The following is a 19430-nucleotide window of genomic DNA, read 5'->3' as shown; positions in this document are numbered from 1 at the left end:
TCTTATAAAAATTATAACTTATTTCAAATATTTTAGCTATAAAAACAATCTAAAAAACTGACTTTACCCTTGCAAACACAATAATTTAGCTAAAACGGAAGTTAGTTTTGCATTCAACGGCCACGAAAATAAACTATATAATTGTAGAAAGAAGGGAATCAAATATGAAAACAATAAAAAGCAAACTTATCTTTAGCATATCTGTTACTGTAGTAATAATTCTTTTGATAAATGCTTTTGGAAGTTACTCTGTATCTAAAAAAGTAGTTACAAATAAAGAATATGAGTATCTATCAGAGTCTTCTAAAGAATCAGCTAGTGAAATAGATAATTGGGTTAATCAAAAAAAGGAATGGACTAAAGGGTGTTCAGAAGCTTATCAATTTCTTCTATATGATAAGTCAAATGATGAATTAAGAACTTTCTTACAAAATCGATTAACTAAAGATGATGGGGTAATTATGGATGCATACTTTTGTAAAGAAGATAATACCACTATAATGGCAAATGCCACACCACCAGAAGGATTTAAATGTTGTGAACGAGATTGGTATAAAAATGTTAAAGCTGCACAAGATACAATTATTACAGATCCATACATAGATACAATAACTGGAGATCCTGTTATAACTATAGCTACTCCTTTTTATGATAATAACGGCAACTTTGCAGGAGCTGTAGGAGCAGATATTAAAATAACAACATTGGTAGAAGTTGTTAATGAATTGTCAGATAGTAATGGAACATATGGCTTTTTGGTAGATTCTTCAGGAAATTTTGTAGCGCATAAAAATGACAAGTATCTCCCTACATCAGAAGAAGTAATATCTATAGCTGAAGCTGATAATGGTTTACTTAAACCTGTAGCTAAACTAATCTCTTCTGACTCAGAAACTAAACCTATATTATCTAAAGATTATGACGGAAAAGAAAAATACTTCTCTCTATCTAATGTTTCTAGTTGTAATTGGACAATAGGCGTTGTAGTACCTCATTCAATAGTAGCTGCGGACCTTTCAGCACTTTTATTTAAGTCATTATTATTTAGCATAATAGGAATTTTAGTAATTATATTATTGATTTTCGTTATTTCTGCAAAAATGCTTGCACCTATAAGCTACTTAAAGCAATTTGCAACTGGCGATTTCAGTGAAAATTCTTCTGATTCTGTCCCTCAAAAAGGTGTAAAAGAAGGCTTCAAGAATGAAATTGAAGAAATAAAATATGCTACTAAAACAGTTAAAGAAACTATACGTTCTACTATTAAAGGCACAATGAATGGTGCTAATGATGTTGCCATTATATCGGAAAAAACAAATGAAAATATGAATAACTTAAATTCAGAATTAAATGATATAACTACTTCCATAAAAGATATATCTAGTGAAGCAATTAAAGCTGCTGAACTTACAGAAACTATCACAGAATCTAGCAAAAATATAGGAATAGCTGTAGATGGTGTTGCATCAAAAGCATCAGAAGCTGCTAGTGAAGCAAGTAAGATTACACTTCGTGCTGACGACCTTATGAAAAAATCTCTATCTTCACAACAAAATACAATTAACATATATAATTCAACCAAAAATGATTTAGAAGCTGCTATAACTGCTTCTAGACATGTAAATGAAATTCAAGGATTAGCAGATGAAATACTAAATATAGCTAATCAAACTAGTCTTATAGCACTTAATGCATCAATAGAAGCTGCACGTGCTGGAGAATCAGGAAAAGGCTTCGCTGTAGTTGCAGAAGAAGTTCGTAAACTATCAGAGAGTTCAACAACTGCTGTAGATGAAATACAAGGAGTTATAAAAAATGTAGTATCAGCAGTAAATCATTTAGGAGATAGTAGCGATAATCTATTAACCTTTATTAATAATCAAGTTATATCAGACTATAATGATTTCATAGATGTAGCAAAACAATACCAAGATGATTCTAAGTTCTATAGTGATATATCATCTAACTTAGGTACAACATCTGAAGAATTAGCATCTACTATATCCGAAATTATAGAATCACTATCTAATATAAATGAATCAACTCAAAATATAGCAAATAATACCGAAACTGTATTTAATAAAACTGAAATTTCTAATGATAAATCAAAAGAAGTACTTAAAAATATGCATGATTTAGCTAATACGGCAGCTGACCTTCAAAAAGTAATCAGTAAATTCAAAATTTAAAAAAATTATGGATAAAATCCAATGTTATTTGGTTTGATTAATATTATGTTTATTATTAGTATCAATATTATATGTTTTCATAAATAGCATAATTTCATTAAGGATTTCTAAATATAAAAAAATTAAGGTAGCTAAATGTTGTAAACTCACTAAAGTTCAAACAGTACAACATTTTAAACGCTATCTTAATTTTTTTAAAGTAAGAATTACTGAAGACTTAAGATATTTGCAGACAGTATAGATATATTAAAAATTACCATAACCCTTAAATAATTAAAATATAATAAGCTTAGTGGAAGTAACCATTATTGTTAGTGTTAGAATTATAGGTAGATATAGAATAATATAACCATAAAGAATTCCATATTAGTATAAATAATATGGAACAATAGGTTACTGAACTAATGCTATTATATTTTAATTGCCAATATTAGGTTTTCTAACATATTTAATCATTTTCTCTTCACAAGCTCCAAACTTCTTATAGTTTTCCCTTGCCTTATTTAAACTAACTGTATTAGCTCCACCTTCATAATCTGGATCTTCTGCTTGGATAGGATCATCTTCCCAATAACATACAGGACATATATCATAATTGCCTCTTGGCTCTTCTAAAAATGTATAACAACCACAACATGGGCATTTATATTTCATGCTAACAAGCCTCCAATATTTTATAATAATATCTATCTTCTTCTATTCTCTATTACATCTATAATTATTATAATAATTGTCCCTATAAAATAACAGAGAATGTCTTTAATATCTCCAGTAGAACCTAGTAATATTCCTAAAAGGCTGCTACCCTCTATACCTAAGATATTATTTATCTTCATATACTGTAATATCTCTACAATAACTGCAAATAAAAACAAAATATATGGGAGCTTTCTTATCCTCTTAGGATATATAATTCTTATAAAAAAATACATAATAGGTATTACCAATATATCTCCTACATAATTTCTTATAATTCCAGAATGTGAATAAGCACCTATAAAAACTTCTACCATAAATATAATAATAAATATAATTAAGTATTTAATTCGTTTGTTTTTCATAATTATCTCCTAATATTACATTACTATACCTTAACAATAACATATCTCTGTTTGTGTCAAAGTAAGTATAAAAAATTTGCTTCCAAGAAAATCACCAAAGACTGATAAATCTTAAAAGCATTCTTTATACAAAGTATATCACTGACTTTTTATAAAGTCATCTGAATTTCTATCTAACTAAATATCTTTATCATCACACATTTTTTAAAACGACTTAAACACTTTTGTAAAATCATAACCTGTAACTTATCTTCATTTTTATGTTTAAAGATGAAATGCAGAAATGCTTTCTAGATTATAATTCCGTTACAATGATCTATCTCATGTTGAATAATTTGAGCAACAAAGCCTGTAAATTTATCTATATGCTTATTAAAATCTCTATCAAGATATTCAACTTCGATGGATTCATATCTAGTAGTTTTTCTTACTCCTAATAAAGATAGACAACTCTCTTCTGTTTTATAACTTTTATGTCTACTCTTTATAATGGGATTAATCATGGGCACAATTGTATCCCCTATAGCAAAAACTATTATGCACTTCTTTACACCTATCATATTAGCAGCCATACCTACACAACCACTTAAGTTTGCTCTTAATGTATCTATAAGATCATCAACTACATGAATATCATCTTTTGTTGCTAATTCTGATTTTTGTCCTAAAAATAATACATCTTTATTAATTGTTTTTATCATATATAATTTCCTTCCTTAAAGTCATATTGCATAACAAAATCGTCAATACAACTACAAGGCCTTAGATTTTGTTATGCAATTATACTAGATTCTAAAACTTGTTTTTGAGTTCTGTCGTGACACTATTTCTATTTTATCATATTTTTATCTTTTTATCTCTTTTTCATCATGTAAATATCACATATATTGTATTTTTTTACCAAAGTAGATTTATGTCTTAATTTTTCCCATATTATAATTTTAAGCCTCATTTAAGTTTTTAATTTTAAAATCAACTTATAAAATTAATTTATGTTTATTTTAGGAGGCAATTATATGAAATCTAAAAAAATAATTTCTATAATAGTAACTTTATCAATGCTTACATTTATTACACCATCTACTGTATATGCAGCTAACATGCCTGGTAATAATTCAAGCACTTCATATACACATGGAAGTAGTACTACAGTAACAGAAGATATGTTATTTACAGAGGATGATATTCCTGATTCTTATGATGTAAATAATGAAACTCAAGGCAAAGCTTCAAGCGGCGCATATACAAGTTTGTTTAATGACGAATCTGTTGAAAATGTCTATATTGATATAAATGAAAATAATTGGAACTATATGTTGCAAAATGCAATTGATAAGCCTAATGTACTAACCAATAGCGTAACTATAGGTGGACAAACTGTCCAATATGCTTCAATTAAAACAAAGGGAAACTTAACATTATCATCTGTATGGAATTCAGATAGTGACAGATTTAGTTTCACAGTAAACTTTGGCAAATACATAAAGAAAAAGAATGGATATAGTGCTAATCAAAACCTTTATGGCTTATCTAAAGTTTCCTTCAATAATATTTATGGAGATTCAACACTTATGAAAGAATATTTATCATATAAGCTTATGACTGAAATGGGAATTCCTACACCATGCTACAGTTTAGTAAATTTATATGTAAATGGTGAATTCTATGGCGTATACATGATGGTTGAATCAGTAGATAGTGCATTAACTCAACGTACTTTAAATGAGAAAAGTGATTATCTAGTAAAACCAGAATCATCTGGTGGAGATTTAGTTTATGATTCATCTCTAGATCAATATTATAATGAAGAAACTGGCGAATTTGAATTTACTTCATCTGATTATCCAACAGATTCAAGTAATCCATTATATAAATATAATGGTTTATGGGAAAATGATGAAGACACCTTCAATGATATTTATGATTCACTTAGTACAGTATTCAAATGGATGAAAACTTTAAATGAATTAAGTAATTCTGAAAATCCTAACACTGAAGAATATAAAGAACAACTAGAGTCAATTATGGATGTTGATAATGTAATTAGATATTTTGCTGTTAACACTTATTTAGTTAATTTGGATAGTTATCAATCAGAAAAAATGCAAAATTATGCACTATATATAAATGATGAAGGATATATGCATATACTTCCTTGGGATTACAATTATTCATTTGGAGCATATGGAGTATCTAATGCTTCCGCAATGGTAAACTTCAATATATACAATCCATTAGTTAATTGCACTTTGGATGAAAGACCTTTATTAAATGTAATACTACAAAATGACGAATACAAAGCGTTATATGAAAGTTATTTAAATGATTGCTGTACTATAGCAAGTGAAGGTGGAACTACCTCAGATGGAACTACCTATTCAGAAAATAATTTTGAAAATATAATTAATTCATATAAGACTCAACTTACTGAAAACTATTCAAATGATCCAACAGCATTCTATACTGTAGATCAATATACTACTGCTAGCACACTTTTATCAGAACTTATTGCACAAAGAAGCGAAGCAGTACTTAAACAATTATCTGGAGATACTGAAGAAGTATCAACTGATATAAATCTTAATCTCTTAGGTAATGTTGTTGGTGGTAGTGGTAATATGCCTGGTGGTAATCCTGGTATAACTTCTAAAACCATAACTGATGAAACTACTGGAATTAGTATAACAGGTACTTTCCCAGATAACGCTACTCTTTCAATCTCTAATATTACTGATGGAGATAATTATGACCTTGCGACTAATTCTATAAAAAATGTAAGCACTATGTCACTATATAATATCTCTATGAATATGGGTGGTAACTTTGACCCAAATAATGGTGGTGCACCTGGTAATCCTCCGTCAATGAATGATAATGGTACTAATCAAAATCCACCTAATATGAATGATACAACTCAAACTCAACCTGACAATAATCAAGCTAATAATGCTGCACAAGGAAATCAAAACAATACTAGTGGTAATCAAAATAATAATAACCAACAGCCAAACAATGGTGTTCAACAACCAGATAATAATATGAATCAAGGTAATAATCCTAATGGGCCTGAAGAAATGTCAGCTCAAATTTCATTTCCTATTACATTATCAAGTAATGAAACAGCAGCTGTATATTACTTAAATTCTGACGGTGCTTATGAGTTAATAGATGGAACTTATTCTGATGGTGTTTACACAATAACAACTAATAATATAACTAACGGTGTATTTGCACTTACAACAACTAAAACAACAGAATCTACTGAAGATAGTACTAATAATTCAACATCAGATACTACTGCTAATACAACAGATAGTTCAACTACAACTTCTAGTGAAAAAACTAATACTACATCTACAACTACAACAACTAATGCAGATTCTAGTTCTTCATCAAGTAGTACAGATACTTCAGCTAGCAGTAAAAAGACAAGTGATAACAATAAGCTTAAATTATTATTTACAGCCTTTGCAGTATCAGCTACAAGTATATTGACTAGTTTATTTGCAAAAAAGAATAAAAAATTGAAAGACTCTAATAATTAGATAAATATAAATAAAGAAGTATCGCACCCTTTACATTCACTCTCCTTTTATGCGATACTTCTTTTTTACTTTTATAGAAAATTATATTATTTTTCCTCATGATATTCTTTTTCAGTATTTACATTCCATATATCTGTTTTATCTTTTTTACCATTAACTATGGCCTTAACTGTTTCAAAGGAAGTAACCATAGAATGATCCATATTATTATAACGATGTTGTCCATTTCTACCTACACAATATAGATTATCAAACTTATTAACATAATCTATAGCTTTATTAATATCTGAATAAGTATCAAAATAAGCTGGATAAGCTTTTTTAACTTTTTCTCTATGAGCATCTAAAACAACTTTATTACTTTCAATCACGCCCATTTTAACAAGTTCATTTATCCCCATATTAATCCATTCCTCTTCACTCATATTCCAATACTTGTCCCCTTCTTTACAGAAGTATTCAAGTCCTATCCATACAGTATTTTCTGGATCTTTAACTAAGTATGGAGACCAATTATTAAATATTTGTATTCTTCCTAGCTTAACCCCTGTATCTTGTACATATATCCAACAATCAGGCACTATGTTGCTCAATGTTTTTAACTTTGTTTCATTCTTTAAATTCAATTTATTCACCAACAAGCCAACAGTAACAAAATCTCTATATGGAAGTCCTTGTGCTATATCTTGTATATCCTTAGGTACGTCATTCATTCCTAAAATTAAATCTTTAAAAGGCATTGAAGATATTACAATATCAGCTTTTTCTACAATTTCTTCACCATTATTGTCATATACAACTTCTGTAACAACCCCATTACTAGTATGTATATTCTTTACTTTACAGTTTCTTTTTATTATTCCACCCATGTCCTCAAATTCCTTAGCAGCTGTTTCCCATAATTGTCCTGGACCATACTTCGGATAAGCAAATTCTTCTATCAATGAAGTTTCTACTTTACTATTGTTCTTCTTAAACATCTTGGAAAATACATCCTTTAATATAGCTACTATAGATAGTCCCTTAACTCTTTGAGAGCCCCAATCTGCTGATATCTCTTTAGGATGTCTTCCCCATAGCTTTTCAGTATATCCTTCAAAAAACATAGAATATAATTTCTTACCAAATCTATTTATATAAAAGTTCTCCAATGAATCTTCAGGCAACTTGTGAATTGTAGCTTTTAAGTAACTAAATCCAGCATTAACGGTAGTTGTAAATCCCATATTCTTTATTGTATTAACATTAAGCTTTACAGGATAATCAAAGAATTTCTTTTTATAATAAATTCGTGATACCCTATTTCTAGTTAACATAACCCTATCTTCTTTTTCTGGATCTGGTCCATTCTCTGATAGTTTTACTTCTCTATTTAATACAATATCATCATAAGAGGGTTTGCCTTGCATTGGCATTATATTATTCCACCAAGATGTTACTTCTCTGTCTTTAGAGAAAAATCTATGCCCTCCTATATCCATTCTATTGCCTCTATAATAAACTGTTCTCGATATTCCCCCTATATCTTCAGTTTCTTCTAATATCTCTACTTCACACTCATCTAATTGCTTTAGTAACTCATATCCAGCAGTAACTCCAGCTGGACCTGCACCTATAATAATTATTTTCTTCATTATATTTTCCCCCAAATATCTTTCCTATAACATGTAACCTATTACATTTCTTAACAAACTTTTAAACTTAAAATATTTTATAATATACTCTTTCTAATATATTATTCTTTTCATTGAAATTTTATCATACTATTCACTTTTATTCAATTAATCCATACAAATATGGAAATATAAACAATTATTTTGTTTTTCTATTCTTTATTTCACTACAATTATTTTTAACGTTTTTACAAACTTACATATTAAGGAAAGCAGTAATAATCAGTACTCACTCTCAAAAAAGTTTTATACTTTCCTATACGTTAAAAAAGAGTCAGATTTGTATCCAACTCTTTAAGATTTATATTAATTACACGTATTATATAACTTTTTATACAAGTAATTTTCCTTCCATTATACAGTTTTTAATGTCCACTCTTCACAATCCCAAATTTCATTAACTACATCTCTATAGAATTCCGGTTCATGGGATACAAGTAATATAGTTCCTTTGTATTCCTTCAACGCTCTCTTAAGCTCATCTTTAGCATCTTGATCTAAGTGGTTAGTAGGCTCATCTAGAACTAATATATTAGTTTCGTTGTTAAGTATCTTACATAACCTAACCTTAGCAGCTTCTCCACCTGATAGAACCATTATCTTCGATTCTATCTGCTTAGTTGTTAAACCACATTTTGCAAGGGCTGCTCTTATCTCATATTGTGTATAAGAAGGAAATTCACTCCACACTTCTTCTATACAAGTATTAGTATTTCCACTTCTATCTTCTTGTTCAAAATACCCTATTTGCTGATAATCTCCTTTTATTACTTCTCCACTTAAAGGTTTGATAATTCCTAATAAACTTTTAAGTAAGGTTGATTTTCCTAACCCATTAGCTCCTACTAATGCAACCTTTTGATTTCTCTCTAGATATAAGTTAAGAGGTTTAGTAAGAGGACTATCATATCCTATTACTAAGTCTTTTGTTTCAAATATAAGTTTACCTGATGTTCTAGCTGTTTTAAATGTAAACTCAGGCTTTGGTTTTTCCTTAGCTAATTCTATCTTCTCCATCTTATCTAGCTTCTTCTGACGAGACTTTGCCATATTGGCAGTTGCTACATTAGCCTTATTTCTAGCAACAAAATCCTCTAGTCTAGCTATCTCCTTCTGTTGCTTCTCATATGCCTGTTCTAGTCTCTTTTTCTTCTCTTCATATAATCTCTTGAATTCATTATAATCTCCTACATATCTATTAATCTTCTTATTATCAACATGATATATAAGATTAACTACTGAATTCAAAAAAGGGATATCATGAGATATAAGTATAAACGCATTCTCATAATTCTGAAGATATCTCTTAAGCCATTCTATATGTTCTTCATCTAGGTAATTCGTAGGTTCATCTAGTAATAGTATATCTGGGTTCTGTAATAATAATCTTCCTAATAGAATCTTGGTTCTCTGCCCACCTGATAGGTCATCTACATCTTTATCTAGTCCTACATCTACTAACCCTAAGCCTTTTGCTACTTCTTCTACCTTGGCATCTATCATATAGAATCCATTATTATCTAAAAGGTCTTGAATAACAGCTGTTCTCTCTAACATCTTCTCTAGTTCCTCTGGAGTACAATCTCCCATCTTCTCATATAATGAATTCATCTCTGTTTCCATATCAAATAGATACTTGAATGCTTCTCTTAAGGCTTCTCTTATGGTCTGTCCCTTCTGTAATACAGCATGCTGATCCATATAGCCTACCCTAACATTATTAGACCATATTACATCACCTTCATCGGGCATAAGCTTTCCTGTTATTATATTCATAAATGTAGATTTTCCTTCACCATTGGCCCCTACAAAACCTACATGTTCTCCTTTTAATAATCTAAAAGAAACATCTTCAAAGATTGCTCTATCTCCAAACCCATGACTCATGTTTTTTACTATTACTATACTCATGTTTGCTTTTACTCCTTAATAATCATATGTTTTTACATTTTCACATACCTTTATAGCAAGGTTCTTATCTTCTATTAATTTCTTATATGAGCATAAGAATTCATTAAGCTCTATATCATTTAGATCTATCTTGCCTTCACTTTGTAGTATTACTTCTTCTGCATTAATTATAATCTCTAGATTGTTTTTGTCATTTTTTATGTAATACTTAAGTATATTAGCTGGCTTTAATCTATCTTTGTATTTCTCTTGAAAGCTCATGGTTTTTCTTATAGATTCATAGTCTGTACCAATATTAGCCATATCTACGCCCATGTCCTTAAGTTGTTCTTCAATTGCTGAAGTATCAACTCCATATCTCTCCATAAGCTTCTTTTGAATATTAATAAACTTGTCTTGAGAAATATTATTTTCTTCCATGTATTTGTAAATTTCTTTAGTAAAATCAGCCATTGATATATTTCCACTAGACATTTTATACATCTGAGAATACATATATTCTTCGAACTTATCAACATCTTTTTCTTTTGCTTTATTCTTCATCTCGTTGAAATCAATTATTCTATCATCGCTCATATACTTTCAACTCCTCTTAACATATTTATTATCTATTATATATCAAATATATTAAATAAACTAGAAATAATTATTTACTTTTTATTTCATTCCAAGCTTCATCATATAATTCTTTTGTTTTCTTATCTAAATCCTTATACATCTCACATTTATTCAAAAATTCTTGATCATAATATGCATTAGGATTATTCTTAACATTATCAGGTTGCATCGCTCTTGCTAACTTATTAGGTGTTACATATCCAATTTCATCTGCAATTCTATATTGTGCATCTTTTCCACTTAAAAAATTAATAAGTTTCTCTGCGTCTTCCTTATTCTCTGAATTACTAGGAATGCATAAACTATCTATCCAGAAATTCGCACCTTCTTTTGGAACAATATATTTTAAATTGTCATATTCTGCTTCTAAATTCAATCCTTCTCCAGACCATATCATATTAATATATGTATCTCCAGAAGCAATAGTTTCAGTACCTATGTCTACCCCATATATTTCTACTAGTGGTTTCTGTTCTATAAGTAAATCTCTTGCTGCATTTATCTCACTTTCATCTGTACTATTCATTGAATAGCCTAATTTCTTAAGTGCTGCTCCCATTGTATCTCTATAAGTATCAAACATGAATATTTCACCTTTGTATTTTTCATTCCACAATATGTCCCAGCTATCTACTGGATCATCTACATAATCTGTATTGTATATTATACCAACTGTACCAAACATATAAGGAACTGAATATTTGTTGCCTTTATCTATATCTAAATCCATATACGTACTGTCCATCTCCTTTAGATTAGGTAGATTATCCTTATTTAGTTCTTGAAGTAAGCCTTCATCTATCATACGTCCCATAAGATTATCTGATACAAGTATCACATCATATTTTACAGCTCCCGAAGAAACTTTTGTATACATCTCCTCCATATCATCAAAAGTTTCTTCATTAACTGCAATATTGTATTTCTCTTCAAATAATTCTAAACTTTCTTCGTCTATGTTAGCTCCATAGTTTAAAAAATTAATAGTTTTCTTCTTGTCCTCCGATGATGAACATCCTATAAATGATACCATCATACATAAAAATAAAATGCTTATTATTACCTTACTTTTTTTCATTTTATAATCCCCCTTATCTTATATTATTCTTTATTTCTTGATATATATGTATATCCTAATCCAATTACTACTGCACCACCTATTATATTACCTATTGTAACAAAAAATAAATTATATAATATTCCTGACAACGTAATAATCGTAGTTTTTTGCCAAAAATACACCATTGACATTATTCCCATATTAGCTATACTATGTTCAAACCCAGCTATCATAAATGTTAATACACACCATAATAACATAATTACTTTAGCAGCTTCATTTTTCATCTTGTATGTGCACCAAGTTGCTAAACATACCATTGTATTACATAACATTCCTCTTATTATTAATTCCATAGGTGAATAACTTATCTTAGCTTCTATTATATGTGTTAAGTATTCTCCTGTAGATGTACTTATTACACCTGCCATTACAAACAATAATGCTGCTATTACAGATCCTACAAAATTAAATGTCCAACTAGCTGATGTTATTTTAAGAAAATCTTTAAAACTTGTCTTTTTCTTCTCAAGACCTACTGTCATTACAAATGTATTACTTGTAAATAATTCTGCCCCTGCAAATGAAATTAAACATAATGCAATACCAAATGATAATCCCATAGCTATTTTACCATATGGAGAGTTAGCCTCATGAAATACTGCCCCTATTGTATACGCTAGTATTGCTCCAAAACATGCATATAATCCTCCTAACATACTTGCACAGTAATATTTCCATCTCCCTGCCTCAAATAATTTAGCCTTCTTTTTAGCTGATTGTGCTACAATTTCTAGTTCTTCTGCGTACATTCTTTTTTCTCCTCTTAAGTTTTTCTTTTGTTTTTTACTTATCGATTTTACAATAATATTAGAATTATTACAATTATTTTTCGTGTTAAATTAAAATATAATATGTAATTTTGTAAAAACATTGATAATTAAAATTGAAATATAATAGCATTAGTTCAGTAACCTATTGTTCCATATTATTTATACTAATCTATAATTCTTCATGGTTATATTATTCTATATCTACCTATAATTCTAACCTTAACAATAATGGTTACTTCCACTAAGCTTATTATATTTTAATTATTTAAGCGTTATGGTGATTTTTAGTGTATCTATATTATTACAAGTATCCTAATTCTTACTTAAAAAAATTATCTAATATATTGTTTGATTACTTATCTTTTCAGTTAATTAATATCAAATTATTGCTTTAAGTAAAATAATATTATTATAATGAAAAATACAATGTTATTTGATAATGTTAATATTATGATTTTTTTTTAGTATCAATATTATTGCTTTGAATAAATCTTCATAATGAATGTTTATAATTAAAATATAATAGCATTAGTTCAGTAACCTATTGTTCCATATTATTTATACTAATCTATAATTCTTCATGGTTATATTATTCTATATCTACCTATAATTCTAACCTTAACAATAATGGTTACTTCTACTAAGCTTATTATATTTTAATTATTTAAGCGTTATGGTGATTTTTAGTGTATCTGGATTATTTCAAGTATCTTAAGTATTCAGTAGTTCTTACTTAAAAAAATTATTGAATATATTGTTTTGATTACTTATCTTTTCAGTTAATTAATATCAAATTATTGCTTTAAGTAAAATAATATTATTATAATGAAAAATCCAATGTTATTTGATAATGTTAATATTATGATTTTCTTTTTTAGTATCAATATTATTGCTTTGAATAAATCTTCATAATGAATTTTAGGATTTCTTATTATAAAAAAATTAAGTTAGCGTTTAAAATGTTGTACTGTTTGAACTTTAGTGAGTTTACAACATTTAGCTAACTTAATTTTTTTATATTTAGGAATACTTAATGAAATTATGCTATTTATGAAAACATATAATATTGATACTAATAACAAACATAATATTAAGCAAACAAAATAACATTGGATTTTATACATATTATATTATATTATTTACTTAAACATATAATTTTGATATTAATCATTAAATATACATTTTACAATTTAAAGATCATTAATATCAAATGGAGTATTTTGGTATACACAGTAGTTTAACCAATTAGTAAATACAATATGAGCACTACCTCTCCATGTCATAAGTGGTTCCTTAGAATCATCATCATCAACGAAATAATTCTCAGGCACTTTTATTTCAAGGCCTTTATCCTTATCTCTAAAATATTCATCCTTAAGAGTATCTCTATCATATTCTAGATGTCCTGTGATAAATATTCTTCTATTATCCTCCGTTGCAACTATAAATACTCCTGCTTCATCTGATTCAGATAATATTTTAAGTTCAGGTACTTTAATGATATCTTCCCTTCTTACTTCACTATGTCTAGAATGAGGTGCATTAAATACGTCATCTAATCCTCTAGTTAGTTCTGCCTTTTCATCTAAAATATTGTGCTTAAATACTCCAAACATTTTCTCAGCTAATTTATATTTAGGTATTCCATAATGATAGTATAATCCAGCTAACGCTCCCCAACATATATGAAGAGTTGAGAATACATTAGTAGTACTCCACTCCATAATCTCCTCAAGTTCATCCCAATATGCAACCTTTTCATATTCCATATGCTCTACAGGTGCACCTGTTATAATTAATCCATCAAATTTTTGATCTTTTATATCTTCAAAGTAAGAATAAAACTTATCTAAATGCTCTTTAGGAGTATTACTTGATGTATAAGTTTTAGTCTGAATAAGAACTATCTCAACTTGAAGAGGGCTATTAGATAAATATCTTAACAATTGATTCTCTGATGTTATCTTAAGTGGCATTAGATTAAGTATAGCAATCTTAAGTGGTCTAATGTCTTGTGTTGCTGCTCTCTGGTCGTTCATAACGAAGATATTTTCTTCCTTCAAAACGCTATAAGCCGGTAATTCTTCTGGTATTTTTATTGGCATATCCGTCTCCCCTTTTGTTAAATAACTTATTCTTAATTCCAATTATACCATATTTCTTTCACTTTTATGTTATATTATATCTCTATATGCTTTTAATGTTTTTTCGATTTGCCATTCTTTTGTTTTTTTACATACTTATAAATATTATCATTAACTTCTATAGCTTTTTTTATATACTCTTTCTTCATAGGCTTCATTCCATAAGCTACACCATAATACCATTCTATTATTTGTTTTAAATCATAAGGAATATCATTTTCTGTCCTTATAGCGTAATTCATAAGAGTCTCTTCTTTTAATAACTTTAATCCTAATTTATTCATTTCTTCTATAGAATCATCTATTAATCCTAACATGTATTCCTTAGAAGGTAATTGGGATAATCTATGAATTCTTCTATATCTCTCAGTTAATCTATATAGTATATATCCTATTGCTATTAATCCAGCCACACCACTAACAATATATATTATTTTATTAATATATGGAATATTAAAACTAAATCCATTTGAATTATTTTCTTCTACATCAACTCTTACAGGAGTTGGATCAAATATCTTCCATCCATAACCTGGTATATATACTTCAACAAAAGCATGAGCCCTCTCAGCATTAACATTATAATAATCGTCTGTAACTCTATCTTTTTCAAGTGAAACTGCATATCCTTCAACATATCTAGCAGGAATATTTAATGTTCTACACATTATTGTCATTGCTGTTGCATATTGTACACAATATCCTTTCTTGCTGTCAAAAAGAAAATATGATAAATAATCTCTAGCTGATGTATTATCTATAGATAATGAATATGTATATTTTCCACTATTAAAATAATCTACTATTGCTGATGCTTTGTCATATATACTTTCTTTACTTTGAGTTATCTTTGCAGCTAAATTATATATATCTTGAGATGTATCTTTAGATAAACTTGTATAATCAGAATATACCTCTTCCATACTTTCTGTTAATTGCTGTGCATAACTTTCATCTTCACTTGCAATAGAAGATATAAGATCTTCATATCTGTCTTTTGTGAAATATTTCATGAAATAATCTTCTGCACTATTTCCTTCAGGTGCATCTTCTATATACCCTATAGTTACATATTCAGAAGGTAAAAACTTTTCATTTATTCCCTTAAAAAGCCTATTGTTTTCATTTACCCTTAACATAGCTTCTTCATTGTCATCTAAATAAGCCATCGTCACATTTTCTGGATGAAGCATATTTTTTAAAGAATACGACTCTGATTTTATACTCATAACTTTTTTATTATCACTATTATTTAATTGTAAACCTTCTCTAACTTCTTGAGGTATGTTGTCATATCTTTTAAGTGATATAAGCAATTGCTCTATTAAGGTTTGCTTTTCTACTCCAGATGTAGCTATAAAAGAATTTTTATCACTATTCCTCTCACTTTCCACCCATGTGTTATTACTTGTATCAAAATAATCAAACACATGATTAACAAGATATGGTATATATTCACCTTTATAAGAATATAGAACATAATCCTGGTTTCCAGGCATAGACTCCGTTATAGATTTGCTTGTATTATCTTCAATCATTCCATCTTGTAGAGAATACTGTGTCCTATAATCTTGTAAATAATCCTTAAGACCATTTAATGGTTCTATATTGGGAAAAACATTTGTATTAGGTAATATTCTAGCTATAATTGTCATAATAACTATTATAGGTATAACCAATTTCAACGAATTTTTAATTCTTATTTTATCTCTAAGATATTCTTCAATAAAATCACTTTTCTTCATATACAGCAAGAAATAAAAAATTATATATAAATATACAAATATATTATCTTGTGCATAAGGTCCTCTAAAATATAATATAAGAGTTACAAAAGATAATAGCATAAGTATTGGCATTCTTATAATCTTCACTGTAAAATAATAATACATTGCTCCAAATATATAAGATAATAATATAATAGTTCCTATCTCATAATATGTTTCATAAGATAATTCACTCTCTGCTTTAAATAGCCACATCATGTAGCTAGCTTCATTACCACTACCCAAGATCTTTATGATAAAATATGATGAAAGCATAACTATAATGGAAGTTATAGAAAATATAATTACCCTATAACTTTTATTATGATTCATAATATCATAACATACAAAAAATAAAGTTATAAGAACAATCATAAATATAGCTTGAGATATTTTTATATCAGCAACAATAGAATAATATGTAAGGGATATACCTAATATAGTAAATATAAGCGCTATAATATTTTTACTTATTACATCTATACATTTTCTCATTATATTCTCTCCAAACTATAATCTTCATTTAAACAAAATTGCTCTTGAACAATTTTTCTCTTATTATTACTTATTAGATATACCTCATTACAATCATATTCAATCACATCAATAAACTCTAACAATCTACTATCTCTACATGCTGTCAGTATTATAACATCATCATATTCACTAGCATTAAATATATTTGCTCCATTTAACCTTCTATCATCATCTGTAAAACATATCTCTGACAATATCCTTCTAATATCTCCTATACTCTCATCGTCTTCAAGCACTTTTTCATGCCATCTATCATCTATTTTATATACTAATGAAGCATCATATTCAAGACTCATTATTTCCTTACATATGCCCAATGTTCCCTCTAATAACAAATCAATAATCATTAACTTATCTTCTGCCTCTTCTATTCTTGGATCTATAAGGATAGTTTTTTTAGCTCGTGCTGATGATTCATCTTTTCTTATTATTAAATTATTAGATTTTGCTGAAAGCTTCCAATTAACTTTGCTTAGTGGATCTGATGGCATATACTCTCTATATTCATATCCAGGTTCTCCAACAGTTTTTATATATTCATTTTCTATTTCAATATCTCCTATTGTTCCTTCACCTATAAGCAAATTAATATTATCTACATCTACTATTGAAGGTAAGATTTTAACTTCACCTTTTATTTCCTCCTTATAATTCCTATTAAATAATCCAAATATACCTTCTATCTTGATATCTTTTATAGTAATTGTTGCTACTCCAATATGCTTAGGTTTTACACTTATATCTTTATATGTAATTCCTTTACCTTGAACTGAAATTTCTCCTTTTAACTGTTTATCTACCACAATAAACTTTTCATCTAATAATATTTTATACTTTACTCTAGCTATAGGTACAACTCCTTTATTTTTAAATGCAATTTTATTAAATGCTATATTATTTTTTTCAATATATTCATCCTTCACTAATATATCCACTTCAAGATTATTTCTGACCAATAATACAGTCAACAAATCAATAAAAGGACACATTGCTATAAAATAAAAAATCATATAAGCTTCCTTAACTTCAAATATGTATGCAAAAGAAAAGCTAAATATAAACAAGGCTAAATATGTTAATATATTCATTATTGCATCACCTTATTCATTTGCTTTAAAGCCTTATCAACACAACTGCCTACAACTTCATCAGCTGTTATTCCTTTTGCCTTGGCATTAGATGACAAAATAATTCTATGTGATAAAACATCCTTGGCAAGTAATACAACATCTTCTGGAATAACATAATCTCTTTTTTTCATATATGCTATTGCCTTTGAAACTCTAAGTAGTGCAAGAGTTCCTCTTGGACTTACCCCTAAAGACGTTTCTAGAGCTTCTCTTGTGTTTATTGATATAGACACAACAAGTTCTTTTATATCATCACTAACTGATATTTTCTCTACTTCATCTTGCATATCAAGAACATCTTGTGCTGTTGCAACAGGTTTTAAATCATTAAGAGGATTCCTACCTGCAAACCTATTTAATATTTCGATCTCTGCCGCTTTAGTTGGATAACCTATAGATATTCTAAATAAAAATCTGTCTAATTGTGCTTCTGGTAACTTATTAGTTCCTTTACTCTCTATAGGATTTTGAGTTGCTAATACCATAAAAGGCTCCGGAACTTTTCTAGTAACTCCATCTACAGTAATCTGTCTCTCTTCCATAACTTCTAAAAGACTTGATTGAGTCTTAGTTGATGCTCTATTAATTTCATCTCCTAGCAAGAAATTACAATTAGCTGCTCCCTCTCTATATTCAAATGTTCCCTTTACCTGATTGTACATATTGTATCCTGTTATATCTGATGCCATAACATCTGGAGTAAATTGTATTCTCTTATAACTTCCAGATACGGATTTTGCCAGAGAACCTACGCATTGAGTTTTTCCTACTCCTGGAACATCTTCAATTAGTACATGTCCATTCAACAACAAAGCAATAATTATTTTGTTGATAGTTTCTCTTTTTCCTACCATTACTTTTTCCATATTCTCTACTATTTCTGATACTTTATTCATATATGCCCCCTTATTTTAATTTGTAATTTAGAATTTAAAATGTAAAATTGTTTTTAATTTTCAATTC

General features: G+C 28.3%; 14 protein-coding genes. 2 read left to right on the top strand and 12 right to left on the bottom strand.

Features of this window, described 5'->3' with window-relative positions; translation table 11 throughout:
* Positions 1-164: 164 nt before the first annotated feature.
* The gene (locus KQI77_RS07850) at positions 165-2189 is read left to right on the top strand and encodes a methyl-accepting chemotaxis protein (RefSeq protein WP_216389899.1); all 2025 of its coding nucleotides are present in this window, start codon (positions 165-167) and stop codon (positions 2187-2189) included.
* 417 nt (positions 2190-2606) lie between these two features.
* Here KQI77_RS07850 and KQI77_RS07845 read toward each other — a convergent pair whose 3' ends face one another.
* The 3 genes from KQI77_RS07845 to KQI77_RS07835 form a co-directional block, all read right to left on the bottom strand.
* On the bottom strand, positions 2607-2843 hold the full coding sequence (locus tag KQI77_RS07845) for a CPCC family cysteine-rich protein (protein ID WP_216389898.1): 237 nt from the start codon (positions 2841-2843) through the stop codon (positions 2607-2609).
* Positions 2844-2875: 32 nt separating this feature from the next.
* Complete coding sequence (locus KQI77_RS07840) at positions 2876-3250, bottom strand: DUF2809 domain-containing protein (RefSeq protein ID WP_216389897.1); 375 nt, start codon at positions 3248-3250, stop codon at positions 2876-2878.
* 290 nt (positions 3251-3540) lie between these two features.
* Positions 3541-3951, bottom strand: a complete 411-nt coding sequence (locus tag KQI77_RS07835) for a peptide deformylase (protein ID WP_216389896.1) — start codon at positions 3949-3951, stop codon at positions 3541-3543.
* A gap of 315 nt (positions 3952-4266) precedes the next feature.
* Here KQI77_RS07835 and KQI77_RS07830 point away from each other — a divergent pair, with 315 nt between their 5' ends.
* Positions 4267-6795: a CotH kinase family protein gene (locus KQI77_RS07830; RefSeq protein ID WP_216389895.1), complete on the top strand. Its 2529-nt coding sequence runs from the start codon at positions 4267-4269 to the stop codon at positions 6793-6795.
* A gap of 86 nt (positions 6796-6881) precedes the next feature.
* Here the strand turns inward: KQI77_RS07830 and KQI77_RS07825 are convergent, their stop codons facing one another.
* From KQI77_RS07825 to KQI77_RS07785, 9 genes are all read right to left on the bottom strand, one after another.
* A complete protein-coding gene (locus KQI77_RS07825; protein WP_216389894.1) occupies positions 6882-8429 on the bottom strand; it encodes an NAD(P)/FAD-dependent oxidoreductase in 1548 nt (515 codons plus the stop codon).
* Between the two features lie 393 nt (positions 8430-8822).
* On the bottom strand, positions 8823-10379 hold the full coding sequence (locus KQI77_RS07820) for an ABC-F family ATP-binding cassette domain-containing protein (protein WP_216389893.1): 1557 nt from the start codon (positions 10377-10379) through the stop codon (positions 8823-8825).
* 15 nt (positions 10380-10394) lie between these two features.
* Positions 10395-10955: a DUF3867 domain-containing protein gene (locus KQI77_RS07815; protein ID WP_216389892.1), complete on the bottom strand. Its 561-nt coding sequence runs from the start codon at positions 10953-10955 to the stop codon at positions 10395-10397.
* 70 nt (positions 10956-11025) lie between these two features.
* Entirely contained in the window at positions 11026-12075 is a 1050-nt protein-coding gene (locus tag KQI77_RS07810) for a PotD/PotF family extracellular solute-binding protein (RefSeq protein WP_216389891.1), read from the bottom strand.
* Between the two features lie 23 nt (positions 12076-12098).
* Positions 12099-12869, bottom strand: a complete 771-nt coding sequence (locus tag KQI77_RS07805; protein WP_216389890.1) for a formate/nitrite transporter family protein — start codon at positions 12867-12869, stop codon at positions 12099-12101.
* Positions 12870-14080: 1211 nt separating this feature from the next.
* Positions 14081-14995, bottom strand: a complete 915-nt coding sequence (gene metA / locus KQI77_RS07800) for a homoserine O-succinyltransferase (RefSeq protein WP_216389889.1) — start codon at positions 14993-14995, stop codon at positions 14081-14083.
* Positions 14996-15087: 92 nt separating this feature from the next.
* Positions 15088-17295: a transglutaminase family protein gene (locus KQI77_RS07795; RefSeq protein ID WP_216389888.1), complete on the bottom strand. Its 2208-nt coding sequence runs from the start codon at positions 17293-17295 to the stop codon at positions 15088-15090.
* Positions 17295-18425 (bottom strand): DUF58 domain-containing protein, encoded by a 1131-nt coding sequence (locus KQI77_RS07790; protein ID WP_216389887.1) that lies wholly within the window; start codon positions 18423-18425, stop codon positions 17295-17297. Before KQI77_RS07790 ends, KQI77_RS07795 begins: the two co-directional genes overlap by 1 nt.
* Positions 18425-19363, bottom strand: a complete 939-nt coding sequence (locus KQI77_RS07785) for a MoxR family ATPase (protein ID WP_216389886.1) — start codon at positions 19361-19363, stop codon at positions 18425-18427. The genes KQI77_RS07790 and KQI77_RS07785 overlap by 1 nt, the downstream gene beginning before the upstream one ends.
* Positions 19364-19430 lie beyond the last annotated feature (67 nt).

It is taken from the genome of Clostridium sp. MSJ-8 (assembly GCF_018918325.1).
GTDB lineage: Bacteria > Bacillota > Clostridia > Clostridiales > Clostridiaceae > Clostridium.
Note: the sequence above shows the minus strand (reverse complement) of the source record. Positions and strands in the feature narration are given on the sequence as shown.